This window comes from Kitasatospora sp. NPDC059577 (assembly GCF_042735475.1).
Taxonomy (GTDB): Bacteria; Actinomycetota; Actinomycetes; order Streptomycetales; family Streptomycetaceae; genus Kitasatospora.
Map to the genome: position 1 here is coordinate 101,580 of NZ_JBHWBZ010000005.1, position 16,715 is coordinate 118,294.

The following is a 16,715-nucleotide window of genomic DNA, read 5'->3' on the forward strand; positions in this document are numbered from 1 at the left end:
CCATGTTCGAGTACCACGGGTGGATCAACGTCCTGGAAACCGCCGAAGCCGAGGACGACGACATCCGCGTCGTCGAAGCCCGACTGCGGGAGATCGCGGACGGCATCCGGCGGCGGATCGACGACCTCGCCTCCCCGTACCTGCTCGACCTGCGGTGGATGAACGGGTCGCTCTTCCTCCACCTCGGCGGCCAAGCGAACCACCGGGCCCCGTCGCTCCTCGACCTCTTCCGCGAGGTCGGCGAGCGCGCGCCCGGCTCGTACGGCCTGCTGCACGTGCGCGACGACGAGGACGGCGCGCACGGGAACGACGTCCGGGTCCTCCGGATGGTCCGGGGCCGGGTCACCGAGCACACCGAGGCGCTGCTGTCGCCGTGCACCCCGGTGCTGGAGGACCCCTTCGCGGGCTGAGCGCACGCCGGTCCCGGCCGGCGGACCGCCCGGGACGCCCCCGGCTGCCGGTCCGTCAGTAGTCGGGCAGGTCGAAGGCGGTGGCGTCCTCGCGGCGCCGGTGGCGATCAGGGCGTGACCCCGCCCGCCGCAACACCCCGGCGCGGTGCGATCATCCTCGGATGCGCGCGATCGACGAACTGACCCAGGTGGACGATCCGGCGTGGCCGGAGCTGCAGGCGGCGCTCGCGGGGAGTCCGGTGCCCGCCCGGGTGCTGCCCGCGGACCGCGAGGAGGGGCGCCGCTGCCTGCTGCAGCTGCAGGTCACCGCCCGTTCCGTGCTCGGCTCCCTGGTGCTGAACACCGGCGGATTGCTCCTGGACCACGGCTGGGTGCGCGTCTTCGGCGGCGGCCCGGCCGCGGCGGGCGGCCTGCCGAGCCTGGGGCAGGTCAACGGGTTCCCCGCCGCGTTCGACCCGGCCTGGCACCCGGCGACCGGTCTGGTGGTCGGCCACGACGCCGTGGGCGGCGTCTTCACGCTCAACGGCCACGACCCCGCGGCGGCGGGCCGTCCGGGCGTGCCGGGGCAGATGACCTACTTCGCCCCCGACACGCTGGAGTGGGAGGCCCTGGACATGGGCCACTCCGCCTGGGTGTCCTGGCTCCTCTCGGGCGGCCCGGAGGCGTTCTACGAGGGGCTGCGCTGGCCCGGCTGGCGTACCGAGGCCGGGGAGCTCGCCCCCTCGCAGGGCATCACCGTCTACCCGTTCCTGTGGTCCGAGGAGGCGCAGGCGGACCTCTCCGCCACGACCCGGCGGGCCGTGCCGATGCGCGAAGTCCTCGGGGTCGCGGCCGAGTTCGCGGGACGGCTGGGGCCGGGCGACCCGGGCTTCCTCGGCGCCGTGTAGGGCGGGCCGCGGCATCGGATGGCGTAGTACTTCTCGCGCCGCCCATGGGGGTTGAGAAGACTGACCAGCGTGTCCTCCACCGTGAACGCCGGAACCTCCCGCCACGAGCGGGTCCTTGTCGACGCGCTGCGGGCTGCGGCCTCACGCGGCGCGCTGACCGCCGAGGCCGTGGTCCTCGCCCAGGGGCTGCTGCAGAGCCCGTCCCCCTGGCCGGCCGGCATGCCCCGCCGGGGCAACGGCGGCGCCAGCTTCCGCAACGCCTGGCGCATCGCGCGCAGGTCGCCCGCCCTGGCGTACGTCGAGGGCTACGTGATCGAGGGCGACGGCGCCGTGACCCACCACGCCTGGTGCGTGGACGGCGACGGCCACGCCCTCGACCCGACCTGGCCCGACGGTCGCGCCCGCGCCTACGCGGGCATCGGCATGGCCCTGCCGTGGGTCGCGGCCGTCCAACTGCGCACCTGCACCCGGACCCGGTTCCCCGGCGTCCTGGACCCGGCGGTCCAGCACACCCGGGACGCGGACCGCGTCCTGACGTACGGCGTTCCGGTGGAGGCGCTGCTCCGGCTCGGTCGGGAGCTGCCGGCCGGATCGGTGTCCCGCCCGCCGGGGGCCCGGCTGCCCGACCTGGTCGCCTGAGCCGACGGTCGCCCGCCGGGGTGAACGGGCAGGGCGAACCGGCGGGGCCAACAGGCGAGGTGGACGGGCGGAGTGGACGGGGCCGGAACCTGAGCGGACGTACGGGCGGGCCGCCGGGCACCTCCGGGCCGTACCCCGGCGGGTCGCGGGTCGGACCCCGCTCCACCGCACGGCACCGACAACTCGCCTCCCCCGCAGTAGGCTTCCGCGGGAGTGCCGTCGACGGGGAGGGGTCGGAATCATGCTCGGCTGGTGGATCGGCGTGACGGAACTGGCCCCCGAGGAGATCGACCGGGCCGGCCGCGAGCAGCTCCGGGCGGCGCTCCTCGCGACGTGGGAAGTCGGCGTCAGCGGGATCGGCTGGGTCGAGGAACTGGTGGCCGCGGGCAAGGCCGAACAGCTGCTGCACGGCGGCTACCCGAACCGCTACACGGCCCGCGCGGAGCACGTCCTGCCGCTGTTCGCCGCCGGCGCGGTGCCGGGTGCCGGTTCCGGGCCGTTCTCCCGGGTGATCCGCGCGATGGAGTCGGATCCGGAGCGGATCGCCGCGTGTCCGGCCGACCGGCTGTTGACGATCCAGGCCTGGGACCTGTCCTGAGCTCGCCGGGGTAGGTGACGGCGGGCACGGGCGCCTCGGGTGTTCGGCGCTCCGGGCTCAGCGCTCCGGGCCTTCGGCGTGCCGGGGCTTCGGCGTGCCGGGCTCAGCGCCCGTGCCCCGAGCCGGAGTTCACGTCCAGACATCGGGATCGGCGAGACGGGACGGCGGCCTGGCCCCACCGGCGACCGGCGGTGCCCAGGGCCCGGCAGCGGTCGTCGCCGACGGCGGTGGCGGTGGCGCCCAGGCCGTCGGCTCGGGCAGGAATTCGAACGGGTGGCCGCCCCGGTCGATGACGACCGTGCCGCTGCGCCCGGCGCTCGTCCAGTCGAGTTCGAGGTGCCAGTCGACCTCGGACGACGAGCGAGGTGTGATCGCGAACAGCTCCGGGTCACCGTTGGTGACCGTGTAGGGGAAGTCGGGAACCCCCGGAGATGCCACGACGAGCAGCGGGGGTTCGGCGTCCAGGTCGACCTCGAAGCCCCGCTCCCCGAAGGACTCGCCGATCCCGGCGGTGAGGGCAGCCGGACGCGCCGGCCTGCGCGCGTCGATGACGGGCCGCAGCCCGCGCAGCACGACCGCCTGCGCCGTGAGCCCCTCGACCAGCACCTTCACCCCGACGCAGACGTTCCTCAACCCTCGGTCGTCGGCCTCGTAGGAGACGCAGTTGCTGCTGGTGCCGAACAGCTCGACGGAGACCACCGGCGCCACACCCGGGTGCCGAACGCCGTCGGACGCCACGTGGATGTCACCGATGATCATGTCCGCCTGGATCACCGGGCCGTTGACCTCACCGCTGATCCGGTTGACGGTTCGGAAGCCGCGCGAGTGCTCCGGGTCCTGCTCGGGCATGTCTGGTTCCTCCCCCGTCCGACGGCCGGACCGCTTCGGCCGGACCGCTCGGTCGGCAGCCTCGCACAGGGACGGCCCGACCGGAAGTGGCCCCGCCGGGAGGCCCGGAGTGGCCCACGGGGCCCGGTCGGCGGGGATCCCGGCCCCCGCCGACCGGCCTCGGCCCGGCTGTCCCGGCGGCCTCAGCCGGCGAGGCCCGCGAGGCGTTCCGCCACCTCCACCGGGCCCGGCATCGCCGCGATCTCGGCGCTGACCTCGCGGGCCGTCCCGGCCAGGGCCGCGTCGGTGAGCAGGCGGTCGAGAAGTTCCGGGCCGATCTCCTCGGCGCCCGCACTGAGACCGGCGCCGCGGTCGCGGACCGCCTCGGCGTTGATGAAGCGGTCGGAGCCGTCGGGCAGGGCGAGTTGCGGGACGCCCGCGTCGAGGGCGGCGAGCGCGGTGCCGCTGCCGCCGTGGTGGATCGCGGCGGCGCTGGTGCCCAGCAGGGCCCGCCAGGGCACCCAGCCGTAGGCGTGGACGTTGTCGGGCAGGGTGCCGAGCGTGGCGAGGTCGAGTTCGCCGGTGGCCAGGACGAAGTCGGCGTCGACCTCGGCGGCGGCCGCGATCACCCGCTCGATCCTGGTCAGGCCGTCGGTCTTGGGCGGTACGGTGCCGAGCGTGACCGCCACCCGCGGGCGGTGGGCGGTTGCGGCCAGGGGCTCGGGGAGGGCGCCTTCGCCGTTGTAGGCGACGGGCCGCAGCGTGCAGCCGTACCGTTCGGCCCCGGCCATGCTCGGCGGGGCGAGGTCGACGGTGGTGGCCGGTTCGGGCAGCGGGTCGATCCCGTGTCGGGCGAAGGTGTCGGCCATCTCCGTGAGCATCAGCGCGCGCAGCCCGGGGGTGCGGACGAACCCGAGGTCGTGCTGGACGGCGGGCACGCCCAGGGCGGTCGCCGCGAGGAGGGCGACCGGGAACAGGTACTCGTGGACCACCAGGTCGGGCCGCCACCGCGCGGCGAGGTCGACGGTCGCGTCGGCCACCCTGCTGTTGACGTGGGCGGCCAGCGGGACGAAGGCCTCGCGGTCGGCCGCGTTGGTCTCGACGACCCGCCGCATCAGGTCGGGCCGCTCGGTGCGGCCGGCCTCCCGGATCTCCCGGCGCCAGTCGACGCCGGGGGCGAGCGGCAGGTAGGGCAGCCCGGACTCGGCGACCGGCTCGCCGCCGTCCATCGAGGCCACCGCGACCTCGTGGCCGAGTTCGCGCATCGCCCGGGCCAGCGGGACCAGCGGGAAGAGATGGCCGACGCCGGGCGCGCCGGCGAACAGTACACGCATCGGATTCCTCAGCAGGGGACGGACGGGATCAGCGGTCGGCGGCCGGGTCGGCGGCCTCGGCGGCGGCGCGGTGCAGGGCCGCTTCCAGGCCGTTCAGCACCGCGTTGCAGTCGCGCTGCAGGGTCTCGGCGTCGACGGCGCTGAGCAGGTAGACCCCGAGCCAGTTGCGCGAACCCGCGGAGGGGTCGAAGGCGGGCACCGGCTGCCCGGCCGGCATGGCGAAGCCGGGGACGGCCTCGATGGTGCTGCCCGGGGACAGCAGGCTCGACCAGTCCACGGCCCGGGGGTTCCACACCGGCCGGGTGCGCCAGGGCAGGCCGAACGCGTCGGCCGGGACGACGGCGACCGAGGCGGCGGCCCGGACCCCCTCGGTGAGCATGGCCTCGGGGTAGTCGACCGGCTCGCCGAGCAGCTGGCGGACGAGCATCCCGATCGGGTCGAGTCCGAACACCTCGTGGACCTGCCGGGTCGTCAGCAGGCCGCCGAAGCGGGCCGCGGTCTCGATGACCACCAGCTCGCCGTCCTTCATCAGCTTGAGCTCGGTGTGGGTGCCGCAGTTCTCCAGGCCGAGCGCGTCGACGGCCTGCCGCGAGACCTCCTCGATCCGGCGCTGCAGCGGCACCGCCATGACGGAGGGCGAGGTACTGGCCACCTCGACGAAGGACGGCACGGTCGGCAGTTTGGCGGTGATGGCCAGCGGACGGTACACGCCGTCCGCGACGATCCCCTCCACGCTCACGTAGTCGCCGTAGCCGGGCTCCTCGTACCAGCCCTCGGTGGATCCCTGGGCGATCTCCTCGACCAGTCGGTCCCGGTCGGTGTCCGGGGCGTAGAGCTCGTTCATGCCGACCCGGCTGCCGGCCTGCAGTCCGCGCTCGATCTCGCCCCACGCCGGGGCGGCGTCCGCGGCGGAGTCGAGCACGATCTGGGCGACCGAACCGGCGCCCCAGGCGGGCTTGAGCAGCAGCGGGGGCGTGAACTCGGCCAGCGCGGCGTCCAGGTCCGCGAGGCTGTCGACCCGGCGGAACCCGGGGATCGGCACCCCTGCGGCGGCCCAGGCCTCCCGCATCAGCCGCTTGTCACGGGCCCGGACGATCCCCTCGCCCGGTCCGGCCAGGCCGAGCCGGCTCGCGGCGTGCGCGACGGCCAGCACCGCGAACTCCGAGAGCGTCAGCACCGCGTCGGCGCCGATGGACTCGGCGTGCTCCACGATCAGGTCGACCAGGGCGTCGCCGCGCGGCGCCTCCGGGACCAGCTCGATGCCGGTGCAGCGGGGCCGCCACACCTCCTCGGCGGTGGTGGGCAAAGGCGCCAGCGCGAGGACGTGCAGTTCCCCGCAGTCGGCGATCCGGGGGAAGGCGTACTCGAGCGGGGCTCCGCCCTTGACGTAGACGTACAGGATCCGTTTCACGGTGCTTTCTCCTGAAGGAAGTTCACTCGGCCCGGGGCACGGTCGGCCCCGGGCCCGGTCGGCCGGTGCGGCCGCGGGTGATGCGGTTGCGGGCGGTGCGCTCGCGGGCGGCGGCGGGCGCACGGCCGGGCGGGGGCCACCGCCCGGCCGTGGGTCGGCCGGCCGTGGCGGCGCGCCCGGCCCGGGGTCAGCCGGCGGTGCGGAAAGGCCGCAGCTGCAGCAGGTTGACCCGGTCGCCCTCGATCGCCCACTCGATGTCGATCGGGGCGGAGTGGCTCTCGTCTGGCGAGAAGTGCGACTGCAGCAGCCGGCTGATCAGGGCGAGCCGGCCCACGACCTCCTTGGTCGCGGTGTCCAGGTCGGCGGCGGCGGTGCCCAGCGAGACGGTGCGGCTGCCGCCCTCCATGGTGTTGCAGAGGTACTGGAGCGGGGCTCCCTCGCCGGTGACCACCTCGGTCACCGAGCGCGGCGAGATGTTGAGGTAGACGCTGCGGAAGTCCTGCGGGCTCAGCGGGTTGCAGGTGACCAGGACGCCGCCGACGGTGGCGCCGACCTGTTCCTGGACGACCACGCCCATGCGGCAGTGGTCCAGCGGGATGCCGGCCTGGTGCCGCAGCCGTACGGCGCGCGGCGACAGCAGCGAGGCCCACACCTCCCGGACCGCGTCGGCGACCGCGTCCGTGCCGCTGACGTGCGCCACCGACTCGTAGAGTCCGGCGGCCGAGAAGCCGGCCAGGTCCTCGGCGTTGGAGGAGCTCCGGACGACCAGGACGGGCGCGCCGTACAGGTGCCGGTCGAGTGCCCGGTCGATCTCGGTGCGGACCGGGTCGGGCAGCGGGGTGGTGCGGATCAGCCGCTGCGCGTCGAGGCAGAGTCCGTCGACGCCCGCCGTCCCGTCCCGGGGCGCGGGATCGTCCCCGAGCGCGGAGCCGCCCCCGAGCACGGAGTCGTCCCCGGGCGCGGAGTCGTCCCGGAGCGCGGAGTCGAGCCGGTCGAGGGCCTCGCGCAGTTCCGGCGAGGAGTCCAGGAAGCGTTGCTGGAGGGAGAACGGCAGCACGATCCCGCGCGGCACGTGGGCGTACTCCTTCACCAGGCGCTGCGCGGCGCAGTCCAGCTCGGCGGCGTCCGCGTCCTCCGGGAGGCCGAGTTGCCGGGCGAGGTAGCGCAGCAGGTTGTCGCGGGGCGGCCGCGGGACGCGGTAGAACCCGAGCCAGCGCGGGGAGCCGTGCTGCAGCAGGTGGGTGAGTTCGCCGAGGTTGGCGGCCTTGGTGCCGAAGCGGACGTGGTCGCCGGCCCGCAGTTCGGTGAGCGGGGTGACGGGGGTGGGCGTGAGGTCGGGCAGGTCCACGGTGACCCGTTCCCCCGGTGCCGGTTCCGGCCGGTCGCCGGCCGCACGCGGCGGCGCGGCGTCGAGGTGGAGGTCGGTGGCGTCGGTGTCGACCCGGTAGTGGACCCACCCGCCGGCCAGTCCGGCCCGCTCGATCCGGTCGAGGGCGCCGATGCCGACGGCGTTGGGGATCCGCCACCCGGCGGCCATCACGTTGATGTGGGAGAGCGGGGTGGTGTGTTCGGTGTGGATGATGCCGGACACCCGGGGGACGTCCTCGGGCACCCGGGGCATCACCACGATGTCGTGCCACGCCAGCGGCTCGGGGTCGGCCCGGTACTCCGCCTCGGAGCGGAACACCCGCAGCCGCCCGTGGGCCTGCCCGGGGTTCAGCGGCACGAACGCGGCCGTGGAGTAGAGCTCGTGGGACAGGACACGCGGTATCTCGCTCTCCGGGATCGCGGCGACGTAGCCCTCCTGCCGGTGGTTGGCCGGCTTGAGGACCAGCGGCAGCGACGGGTCGATGTGCTCGCGGACCCGGTGGTAGAAGGAGCGCAGCAGGTCCGCGGACATGGTGTCGACGTCGACGGTCTCCAGCGAGAGGAAGGCGTCGGCCGCCCGGCCGTCGTCCGTTTCCGCGGCCGAACCGCCCCGGGTGTGCAGGGCGAGGGTGCCGAGTTGGAAACGGCGGTCGGGATTCCGGTAGACATCGTCATTGAACGAATCAAGCCGACCGGCGAGTTCGTCGATCGTCATGCCGAGGATCTCGCACGCGATGTAGCGGACGTGGAGTGTGCCGTCCGCGCCGTCGATGAAGTGCAGCACCGACTCGGCGCGGTCGAGCACGATTTTCACATAGGGGTAGCCGCCGACGTTGCCGGCGAGCTCGGAGAACTCCTGGAGGGTGAGACTTCCGCCGGTCAGGCGGGGCCGCGTGGTCGCTTCGTTGCGATCCGAACGGGTCATGCGCACAGTTCAGCCATTCGTCATCGTGTACACGATCGGTGTGCACCAGGTCAGAAGGTGGTACGGCTACACACACACTGCCATCAAATCCGAACTTCTGACGAATAGTCAGGTGACATCAAGCCACTGCGCAGCATTTCGGCCATGAAATCGGCCACTGTCGAAAAGCGCGACGGGTATTCCCGCTGTGGCCGAGGTCACAAGATAAAGACACCCGAGCGATCGCGGGGTGCGAAATGCCCCCGAAATGTTGATTCCTGCACGACCCCTGGCATGGAAGTCCGCCCCGCCTGAAACTGTGTCATGTCCAGTATCAGAAGAAATCATGCACGGGTCATGCCGTGACCTTCGCGATGAACGCGGCGAGATTGGCGACGGATCGCCGGACCTTCTCCTCCCGCGTGAGCGACTCGTGTACGACCACGCCCGCGCCGGCATCCTTCAGCCCCCGGACGTACAGCGGGCAGGCGAGGTCGCTGCAGATGTAGGCCCCCACGGAGTTGCCCTGCTGCCCGGCCCTGCCCGCCTTCGCGGCGACCATCAGCGAGACCCCGCCGGTGTGGGTGGTCACGCAGATCGAGCACATGCTGCGCCGCGCCTGCCAGGAGGCCGCGGCGGGGCTGCGCAGCGCGACGGCCACCGGACGGCCGTCCAACTCGGTGGCGAGGTAGGCCCGGTCGGGGGCCTGCGGGTCCCGCCAGCCGAGGAAGTCGAGATCCTCCCAGGGGCGTTCGGCCAGGTCGCGGGGGACGTGCAGGCGCTTGGCCTCGCCCTTGGTGCAGTTCAGGAACGCGGCTCGGATCTCGGCTTCGGTCAGCGGCTTCATATGCGTCAGGCTAGTTTGCCTAAATGGTTTAGGCAAACGCATAATCACCGTCGGAGAGGCGTGGCGACGCCACGCAAGGACGCGCAAGGAGGGCCTTCACGCCTCAAGGGGGCGCGGCAACACCCCGACCGGCGGCCCGGGGCCGGAGCGGAGGCGTCCACGGTCGGAGCGGACCGTCGTCGACGCGAACGCACGCAGACGCACGGACGCGGACCCGGACTCACGGGACGCGCGCGCAGGGGCGCGGGCGCGCACGCAGGGGCACCGTCGCGGCAGGGGCGGCGAGGACACGCATTACCGCTTGACAGAGTGCGTAATACTGTAACGCGCGCGCTCCGGGACGGCGGCGGAGCGGACGACGCGGCCTCCCCTTTCCTGCAGCTCGGAGCACCACATGCACGCCTTCCTCGACCATCCGGGGCCGCTGGCCTTCGCGCACCGGGGCGGCGACCTCGGGCATCCCGAGAACTCGCTGGCGGCGTTCGAGGCCGCCGTCGCGCTCGGGTACCGCTACCTGGAGACGGACGTGCACGCCACCCGCGACGGCGTGCTGGTGGCGTTCCACGACTCCCGTCTCGACCGGGTCACCGACCGCGCCGGAACGGTGGCGGAGCTGCCCTGGGAGACCGTCAGGCAGGCCCGGATCGGCGGCACCGAACCGGTGCCGCTGCTGGAGGACCTGCTCGACGCGTTCCCCGGGACCCGCTTCAACATCGACGTCAAGGCGGCACCGGCCGTCGCCCCGCTGGTCGAGGCGGTCCGCCGGACCGGCGCCTGGGACCGGGTCTGCGTCGGCGGCTTCTCCGACAGCCGGCTGGCCGCCGTCCGCGCCGCCGCCGGCCCCCGGCTCGCCACCTCGCTCGGCCCGCGCGAGGTGGCCCGGCTGCGGCTGCGCTCGCTGGCCGGGCCGCTGCTGCCCGGGCGCGGGGCGCCGTACGCCGGGATCTGCGCGCAGGTGCCGGAGCGGCACCGGGGCGTACGGGTCGTCGACCGGGCCTTCGTCCGGGCCGCCCACCGCCTCGGCCTGCAGGTCCACGTCTGGACTGTGGACGATCCCACACGGATCAGGGCTCTCCTCGACCTCGGTGTGGATGGCATCATGGCCGATCGCATCGACGTCCTCCGGGACGTCCTCGGCGAGCGCGGCTGCTGGACGGACGGCAGTACCGGCTCCAGCACGGTGATGGGGAACCCATGAGCACCACGAATTCGGCGACGCACCTGCCGGACGATCCACCGGCCGGCCCGGCAGCCGACCCGGCGACCACCCCGGCGGACGACGCCGACGGCCGGGCCCTGCGCCGGATGCAGTTCGGTTGGTACATCAACGACTGGGCGAACGCCGCCTTCTCCGCCACCGTCCTGACGGTGTTCCTCGGGCCGTACCTGACCTCGGTGGCCAAGAACGCCGCCGACGCCTCCGGGGACGTGCACCCGCTCGGGCTGTCGATCCGCGCAGGATCGTTCTTCCCGTACACGGTCTCCTTCTCCGTGCTGGTCTCGGTCGCGGTGATGCTGCTGACCGGCACCGTCGCCGACCGCACCGGGCGGCACAAGGAACTGATGTGCGGTTTCGCGTACGTCGGGGCGCTCGCCACGGTGGGGATGTTCTTCCTCGACGGCGACCGCTACCTCCTCGGCGGCGCACTGCTGGTGGTCGCCAACATCGCGTACGCGGTGTCGGTCGCGCTGTCCTACGCCTACCTCCCCGGCCTGGCCGCGCCCGACGAGCGGGACGCCGTCTCCTCCAAGGGCTGGGCCTACGGCTACGCGGGCGGCGGACTGCTGCTGATCGCCAACCTGGCGCTGTTCGAGGGCCACGACGCGCTCGGCGTCTCCTCCGGCACCGCCGTGCGGATCTGCCTGGCCTCGGCCGGGCTGTGGTGGGCCCTGTTCACGATCGTCCCCATGCTGCGGCTGCCCTCCCGGGCCGGCCTCACGCCCGAGCGGGCCGCGGCCAAGGCCGACCAGCCCGCCGCCGGGAGCCTGCGCGAACTCGGCCGCACCCTGAAGGGCATGCGCAAGCACCCGCTCACGCTGCTCTACCTCGCCGCCTTCCTCTGCTACAACGACGGCATCCAGACCGTCGTCTCCCAGGCCTCGCTCTACGGCAGCGAGGAACTCGGCATGGAGCAGACCTCCCTGGTCACCGCCGTCCTCCTGGTCCAGGTGGTGGCGATCGGCGGCGCCCTGCTGCTCGGCCGGATCGCCCAGCGGCACGGCGCCAAGCGGACCATCCTGGGCTCGCTGGTCGGCTGGGTGATCACCCTCGCCCTCGGCTACTTCATGCCCGCCCACCAGCCCGCCTGGTTCTACGCGCTGGCCTGCATGATCGGCCTGGTCCTCGGCGGCAGCCAGGCGCTCTCGCGCTCGCTGTTCTCCCACCTCATCCCGGCCGGCCGGGAGGCCGAGTACTTCAGCCTCTACAAGGTCAGCGACCGCGGCACCAGCTGGATGGGCCCGCTGGTGTTCGGCCTCGCGTACCAGATCACCGGCAGCTACCGCTCGGCGATCATCTCGCTGCTGGTGTTCTTCGTGATCGGCTTCGCGGTGCTCGTGAAGGTCCCGCTCCGCCGCGCCATCGAGGCGGTCGGCAACCCGGTGCCTGAACGGCTCTGACGGGCGGTCGCCGGGATTCCCCGGCCATCCGGTTCTCCGGTCATCCGGTCCTTCGGCCATCCGGAGGGCCGGATTTCCTTTTCCCGGTCAGGAGCGCGGCCGGGCCCGGTTCCACCCGGGCGGCACCGGGGTCGTCGCGGCCGCCGCCCCTGCCGGCGACCGGCGGGCCGGGCGCGGCACCCGTTGCGGCCGCCGGCGGGGTGGGTAGGGCACCGGCTGGAAACGACCCTACGGAAGGCGGCACACCGTGATCGACTACGACCTCCTGGCCCGACGGGCGCTCGCCCTGGGATTCGATCGACTGACCGTCGGCGTGGTCGTCCTCGACGCCTCCGGACGGGTGCTGGTGCTGCGCCGCCGCGCCGACGACGCGCTCCCCGGGTTCTGGGACTACCCGGCCGGCGGCCTGGAACCCGGCGAGGCCGTACGGGCCGGCGCGCTGCGCGAGCTGGTCGAGGAAACCGGCATCACGGCCGGCCCCGAGGACCTGGAGTACCTGCGGACGCTGGACTTCACCGACGCCGGGGGCCGCAGGTTCCGCCAGTTCGTCTTCACCACCACCGTGCCCGACGGCACCCCGGTGACCCTCACCGAGCACGACCGCTTCGCCTGGGCCGACCTCGCCGACCCGCCGCCGACCAGCGACGGCTACCGCGACGTCCTCGCCTTCGTGCACCGACACCGGGCACAGCCCGGCTGGCGGCCGATCAGCCGGTACGTGCGCGACATCGCCCTGTCCAACCTGTACGGGTCGTTCTACGTCACCGACTCCGCCGGGCGGGCACTGTGCCTGCGCAACGCCCTCGACCCGGACCGCTGGCAGTTCCCCGGCGGCGACACCGACCCCGGCGAATCCCCGTGGGACACCGCGCTGCGCGAGGCCCGGGAGGAACTCGGCCTCGACCTCGCGGCCGAGAACCCCGAGGTCGTCGCCCGCCAACAGCTGCTCGCCGTGGTGCACTTCTCCCCCGGCGCCTACTGGCCGCTGCACCAGACCGGCCACGTCTTCTGGGGCGGACGGCTCGACGACGAGCAGCTGCGCCGGATCCGGCTCTCCCACGAGCACACCGAATGGGCCACCCGGAGCCTGCACGACTGGCACTCCGTCATGCGGCCGGCCGACTACCGCCGGCTGCTGCTGGTCGACCGCGCCCGCCGCTCCGACCTCACCCTCTACGGCGAGCGCCCGGCGACCGGCGCCGTCGACCGGCACGGCGTCGCACGGGACTTCGAGGGCGTCGTCGTGTTCGTGACCGGCCCGGACGGCGGACGCCTCCTGCTGAACCTGCGCGACGACGGGCCGGGCACCGCCCACCCCGGCCTGTGGACCCCGATCGGCGGTCGGCGCGAGGGCCGGGAGACCGCGTACGAGACCGGCGCGCGGGAGGTGCTGGAGCAGGCCGGCGTCCGGGTCGACGGGCTGCGTGCCCTCCCCGGCCCCCGGCACCCCGACCTCCACGAGTCCACCGTCGTGCTCCACGGGACGTACGCCGGGCCGGAGTCCGGCCTGGTCCTCGGCGGGGGCCGGGCCGTCCGCCCGGTCCCCCTCGACGAGCTGCGCGGGCTGCGGACCCCGGCGTACCTGGCGCACTACCTCCCGCAACTCGCCCGGCCCGCCCGGCCCGCCGGCCGGTAGCGGTGGCCCTGGCCGGAGAGGGTCCGGGGCGGGCCGCCCCCCGAAGAGGCCCGCCCCGGACCTCCGTCAGCAGCCGATGTAGCGCATGGTGACGCCGGTGAAGTGCGTCCCCGACGGGGCGTAGAGCGTGATGGCGCGGGACTTCCCCTTGCCGCCCGCCCAATCGCTGTCCACGTAGCCCCCGTTGGAGAGGTTGCCGCGCACGAACGGACAGCGGCCGTCCGCCTTGGTGTCGTGCACCGTCCCGACGACCTTGGTGTTGTCGTTGCACCACTTCCCGTTCGCGTAGCCCTCGGCGGAGCCGATGCTCCAGTTCTGGGTGCAGGAGTCGGCGGCCGGGGCGGCGTGGGCGCCCGCGACCGGGAACAGCAGGGAGGCGAGGGTCAGGGCGGCGACGGCGGTTCCGGGCGCGACGAGGCGGCGCATGGACATGGCGGTACCTCCAGGCAGGGAGTGCGGTGGACGACCCGGCCGGGAGCGACATCCGGACACGCGGTACGACCGACGCGCCGCCCGCCCCCGACGGTCCACCGAGCCTGACGTACCCGAACGACCACCGTCAACGGCGCCGCCCGGCGCACGGGCCGCGCACCCCGCCCCGACCGCCCCGGAACGCCCCTCACACCCCACCGGCTCGCCCCGCACCGACGCAACCGCACCCGGCGGTCGGCCTGTTGTACGACAGCGGGCCGTGAGTTCGACACCCACGCCCGGACAGGGCTCAGCCGGCGGGGACCGACGGGTCGTCCGGAGTGTCGGCGGTGGGTTCGGTGCCGGTCCAGCGCGAGATCCTGCAGCACTGACGCACCGACGGACCCTGACTCCCGGCCCCGGACGCCCGCACCCCCGCAGGGCGGCCGGGGCCGGGTCATGCGCCGCCGGGCCCCGGCGTCGAGTCCGCCGCCCGCTGGGCCCGGTGGGCGGCGACGCGGACGCGGGTGGCGCAGCGGGGGCTGCAGTAGCGCTGCGGGGTGCGGCGACCGGTGTCGATGAAGTGACGCCCGCAGCCGGGGGCGGCGCACCGTCCCCAGGCGCAGGTGCCGCGCTCGCTGAGCCAGAGGCCGAGGGCGAGGGCGGCGGTGGAGAGCAGCCAGTGGGTGAGGCCGGCGTCGGCGGGGGCCCGGGTGTGCATCGACCAGGGGCGGCCGGGCAGGCGGACGAGGCGGGGGCGGGCCGGGTGGCGGTCGAGCAGGTCGTTGATCGCCTCGGCGGCCCGGTCGGGGTCGTCGGTGTCGAGGACGGCGATCACCTCGGCGGTGGCCTCGCGCAGTTCGCGGGCGTCGGCGTCGGTGAGCCGGAAGGGCGGGCCGCCGTGGCGTTCCAGGAGTGCCCGGAGGTCGGCGGCGCTCGTGTCGGGGTCCTCGCGGACGGTGTTGGCGAGGTCGGTGAGGAAGTGGAGGCCGCGGGGGTTGCCGTCCTCGGGGTCCTGGGGCTCGGGCCGGGTCTGCGCCATGGGGTCGCCTTCGTCTCGGGTGGTCGCCTCTCCACCATGGTAACGTCAAATTGAATCAATGAGCGTTACGGAGGGGTGGCATGCGAAACCCGGCGGTGTTCCCGGAGAAAACGTCCGTCCTCGTCGTCGGCGGGGGCCCGGTCGGGCTGACCCTGTCGGTCCTGCTGTCCGGGTACGGCGTGCCACACCTGCTGGCCGAGGCCCACCCGGGCACCTCGCGCCACCCCAAGGCCCGTGGGGTGTCGGCGCGTTCGATGGAGCTGTTCCGGCGGTGCGGTCTGGAGGAGGAGGTCCGGCGGGCCGGGCTCCCGGCGGAGCAGGTGTCCTTCTACCGCGGCCGCGACCTGGTCGACCCGGACTTCGTCCGCACCGGCGTCACGGCGGCGGACGGGAGCCCCGCACGCACCCCCTCCCCCGGGCTGATCTGCTCCCAGGACGCGCTGGAGCCCGTCCTGCTCCGACGCGCCCGCGAACTCTCCCCGGACGCCGTACGGTTCGACACCCGGCTGGTGTCCTTCACCGAGCAGGACGACGGCGTGCACGCGATCCTGGAGGACCGCGCCACCGGCGACCGGCACACCGTGCGCGCGGACTGGCTGGTCGGCTGCGACGGCGCGGCGAGCACCGTCCGTGAGACAGCCGGGATCCCGATGGAGGGGCCGACCGGCCTCGGCCACTACCTCAGCGTCCGCTTCGAAGCCCCGCTCGGCGAGGTCGTCGCGGACCGCGCCAGCGCCTCGTACTTCCTCACCGCGCCGGGCCGCGGCGGCTTCCTCGCCGTCGACAACGACCGGCACTGGATCTACCAACACCCCTACGACCCCGAGGACGAGGACGCCACGGCGCTCCCGACCGACCACCGCCGCCTGGCCGCACTCGTCCGGGACGCCGCCGGACTGCCGGACCTGCCGGTCGCCGTCCGCGACACCATGACCTGGCGCATGGACGCCCGGCTCGCCGCGGCCTACCGCCACTCCCGGGTCCTGCTCGCGGGCGACGCCGCCCACGTGGTGCCCCCGACCGGTGGGCACGGCATGAACACCGGCCTCGGCGACGCGGACAACCTGGCCTGGAAGCTCGCGGCGGTCGTCGCCGGAACGGCGGGCGAGGCGCTGCTGGACACGTACGAGGCCGAGCGCCGCCCGGTGGCCCAGCAGGTCATCGACATCTCGCTCGCCAACTCCCGTGCACGGACGAGCTACCGGATCGACGACGAGCTGCTGCTGACGGCCGCCTACCGCTCCACCGCGGTCCTGTCCGACCCACAGGACCCCGCCCTGCCGCCACTGGACCCGGACCGCGCACGGCCCGACGGCGAAGACCCCAACGGCACGCACCTCGACGGCGTGCCCGGCACCCGGCTCCCCCACCTGCGGCTGACCGACCCGCCCGGGCCCGCGTCCACCCTGGACCTGGTCGGGCCCGCGTCCACCCTGGACCTGGTCGGGCCCGCGTCCACCCTGGACCCGGTCGGGCCCGGGTTCACCCTGGACCCGCTCGGGCCCGGGTTCACCCTGCTGGCACCCGCCGGGGAGGCCGCCTGGCAGCGGCAGGCGGACGCCGCCGCCGCGGCCGGTCTGCCCGTCGCGGTCCGTCCACTGCCGACGGCGTTCGTCTCGCGGTGCGCAGCGCTCCTCGTCCGCCCCGACGGCCACATCGCCTGGCGGGCCCCGCACCCGCCCGCCGACGACGCGCTCCTGCTCACCGTCCTGCGAGGAATCCTGTCCGCGGGGGAAGGCCACTCGTGAGACCGGGCCCTGACGCCGGGGCGGCCCGGCGTC

Annotated in this window: 15 protein-coding genes; 8 read left to right on the forward strand and 7 right to left on the reverse strand. The window is 74.2% G+C overall.

Features of this window, described 5'->3' with window-relative positions; genetic code table 11:
- The first annotated feature begins 2 nt into the window (after positions 1 to 2).
- From ACFV0O_RS07045 to ACFV0O_RS07060, 4 genes are all read left to right on the forward strand, one after another.
- On the forward strand, positions 3 to 410 hold the full coding sequence (locus ACFV0O_RS07045; protein ID WP_380337454.1) for an Imm7 family immunity protein: 408 nt from the start codon (positions 3 to 5) through the stop codon (positions 408 to 410).
- A gap of 161 nt (positions 411 to 571) precedes the next feature.
- Positions 572 to 1,297, forward strand: a complete 726-nt coding sequence (locus ACFV0O_RS07050; RefSeq protein WP_380337456.1) for a DUF2625 family protein — start codon at positions 572 to 574, stop codon at positions 1,295 to 1,297.
- 69 nt (positions 1,298 to 1,366) lie between these two features.
- Positions 1,367 to 1,936: a hypothetical protein gene (locus tag ACFV0O_RS07055; protein ID WP_380337458.1), complete on the forward strand. Its 570-nt coding sequence runs from the start codon at positions 1,367 to 1,369 to the stop codon at positions 1,934 to 1,936.
- Positions 1,937 to 2,177: 241 nt separating this feature from the next.
- Positions 2,178 to 2,534 (forward strand): hypothetical protein, encoded by a 357-nt coding sequence (locus ACFV0O_RS07060; protein ID WP_380337460.1) that lies wholly within the window; start codon positions 2,178 to 2,180, stop codon positions 2,532 to 2,534.
- Positions 2,535 to 2,663: 129 nt separating this feature from the next.
- Here the strand turns inward: ACFV0O_RS07060 and ACFV0O_RS07065 are convergent, their stop codons facing one another.
- The 5 genes from ACFV0O_RS07065 to ACFV0O_RS07085 form a co-directional block, all read right to left on the reverse strand.
- Positions 2,664 to 3,383: a hypothetical protein gene (locus ACFV0O_RS07065; protein WP_380337463.1), complete on the reverse strand. Its 720-nt coding sequence runs from the start codon at positions 3,381 to 3,383 to the stop codon at positions 2,664 to 2,666.
- A 182-nt stretch (positions 3,384 to 3,565) separates the two neighbouring features.
- Positions 3,566 to 4,696 carry a nucleotide disphospho-sugar-binding domain-containing protein gene (locus ACFV0O_RS07070; protein ID WP_380337464.1) on the reverse strand — a complete coding sequence of 377 codons (1,131 nt, stop codon included), beginning with the start codon at positions 4,694 to 4,696 and terminating at the stop codon, positions 3,566 to 3,568.
- 28 nt (positions 4,697 to 4,724) lie between these two features.
- Positions 4,725 to 6,107 (reverse strand): acetyl-CoA carboxylase biotin carboxylase subunit family protein, encoded by a 1,383-nt coding sequence (locus ACFV0O_RS07075; protein ID WP_380337466.1) that lies wholly within the window; start codon positions 6,105 to 6,107, stop codon positions 4,725 to 4,727.
- Positions 6,108 to 6,294: 187 nt separating this feature from the next.
- Positions 6,295 to 8,400, reverse strand: a complete 2,106-nt coding sequence (locus tag ACFV0O_RS07080) for a PEP/pyruvate-binding domain-containing protein (protein ID WP_380337468.1) — start codon at positions 8,398 to 8,400, stop codon at positions 6,295 to 6,297.
- Between the two features lie 334 nt (positions 8,401 to 8,734).
- Positions 8,735 to 9,226: an FBP domain-containing protein gene (locus ACFV0O_RS07085; protein WP_380337470.1), complete on the reverse strand. Its 492-nt coding sequence runs from the start codon at positions 9,224 to 9,226 to the stop codon at positions 8,735 to 8,737.
- Between the two features lie 394 nt (positions 9,227 to 9,620).
- Here ACFV0O_RS07085 and ACFV0O_RS07090 point away from each other — a divergent pair, with 394 nt between their 5' ends.
- The 3 genes from ACFV0O_RS07090 (at position 9,621) to ACFV0O_RS07100 (ending at position 13,481) form a co-directional block, all read left to right on the forward strand.
- Positions 9,621 to 10,424 carry a glycerophosphodiester phosphodiesterase gene (locus ACFV0O_RS07090; RefSeq protein WP_380337472.1) on the forward strand — a complete coding sequence of 268 codons (804 nt, stop codon included), beginning with the start codon at positions 9,621 to 9,623 and terminating at the stop codon, positions 10,422 to 10,424.
- Positions 10,425 to 10,531: 107 nt separating this feature from the next.
- A complete protein-coding gene (locus ACFV0O_RS07095) occupies positions 10,532 to 11,845 on the forward strand; it encodes an MFS transporter (RefSeq protein ID WP_360252432.1) in 1,314 nt (437 codons plus the stop codon).
- 247 nt (positions 11,846 to 12,092) lie between these two features.
- Complete coding sequence (locus tag ACFV0O_RS07100) at positions 12,093 to 13,481, forward strand: NUDIX domain-containing protein (protein WP_380337475.1); 1,389 nt, start codon at positions 12,093 to 12,095, stop codon at positions 13,479 to 13,481.
- Positions 13,482 to 13,547: 66 nt separating this feature from the next.
- Here ACFV0O_RS07100 and ACFV0O_RS07105 read toward each other — a convergent pair whose 3' ends face one another.
- Both ACFV0O_RS07105 and ACFV0O_RS07110 read right to left on the reverse strand, forming a co-directional pair.
- Positions 13,548 to 13,913 carry a hypothetical protein gene (locus ACFV0O_RS07105; protein ID WP_380337477.1) on the reverse strand — a complete coding sequence of 122 codons (366 nt, stop codon included), beginning with the start codon at positions 13,911 to 13,913 and terminating at the stop codon, positions 13,548 to 13,550.
- 436 nt (positions 13,914 to 14,349) lie between these two features.
- Positions 14,350 to 14,934, reverse strand: a complete 585-nt coding sequence (locus tag ACFV0O_RS07110; RefSeq protein ID WP_380337479.1) for a CGNR zinc finger domain-containing protein — start codon at positions 14,932 to 14,934, stop codon at positions 14,350 to 14,352.
- Between the two features lie 80 nt (positions 14,935 to 15,014).
- Here ACFV0O_RS07110 and ACFV0O_RS07115 point away from each other — a divergent pair, with 80 nt between their 5' ends.
- Positions 15,015 to 16,682, forward strand: coding sequence for an FAD-dependent monooxygenase (locus ACFV0O_RS07115; RefSeq protein WP_380337481.1), 1,668 nt, complete (start codon positions 15,015 to 15,017; stop codon positions 16,680 to 16,682).
- Positions 16,683 to 16,715: the final 33 nt, after the last annotated feature.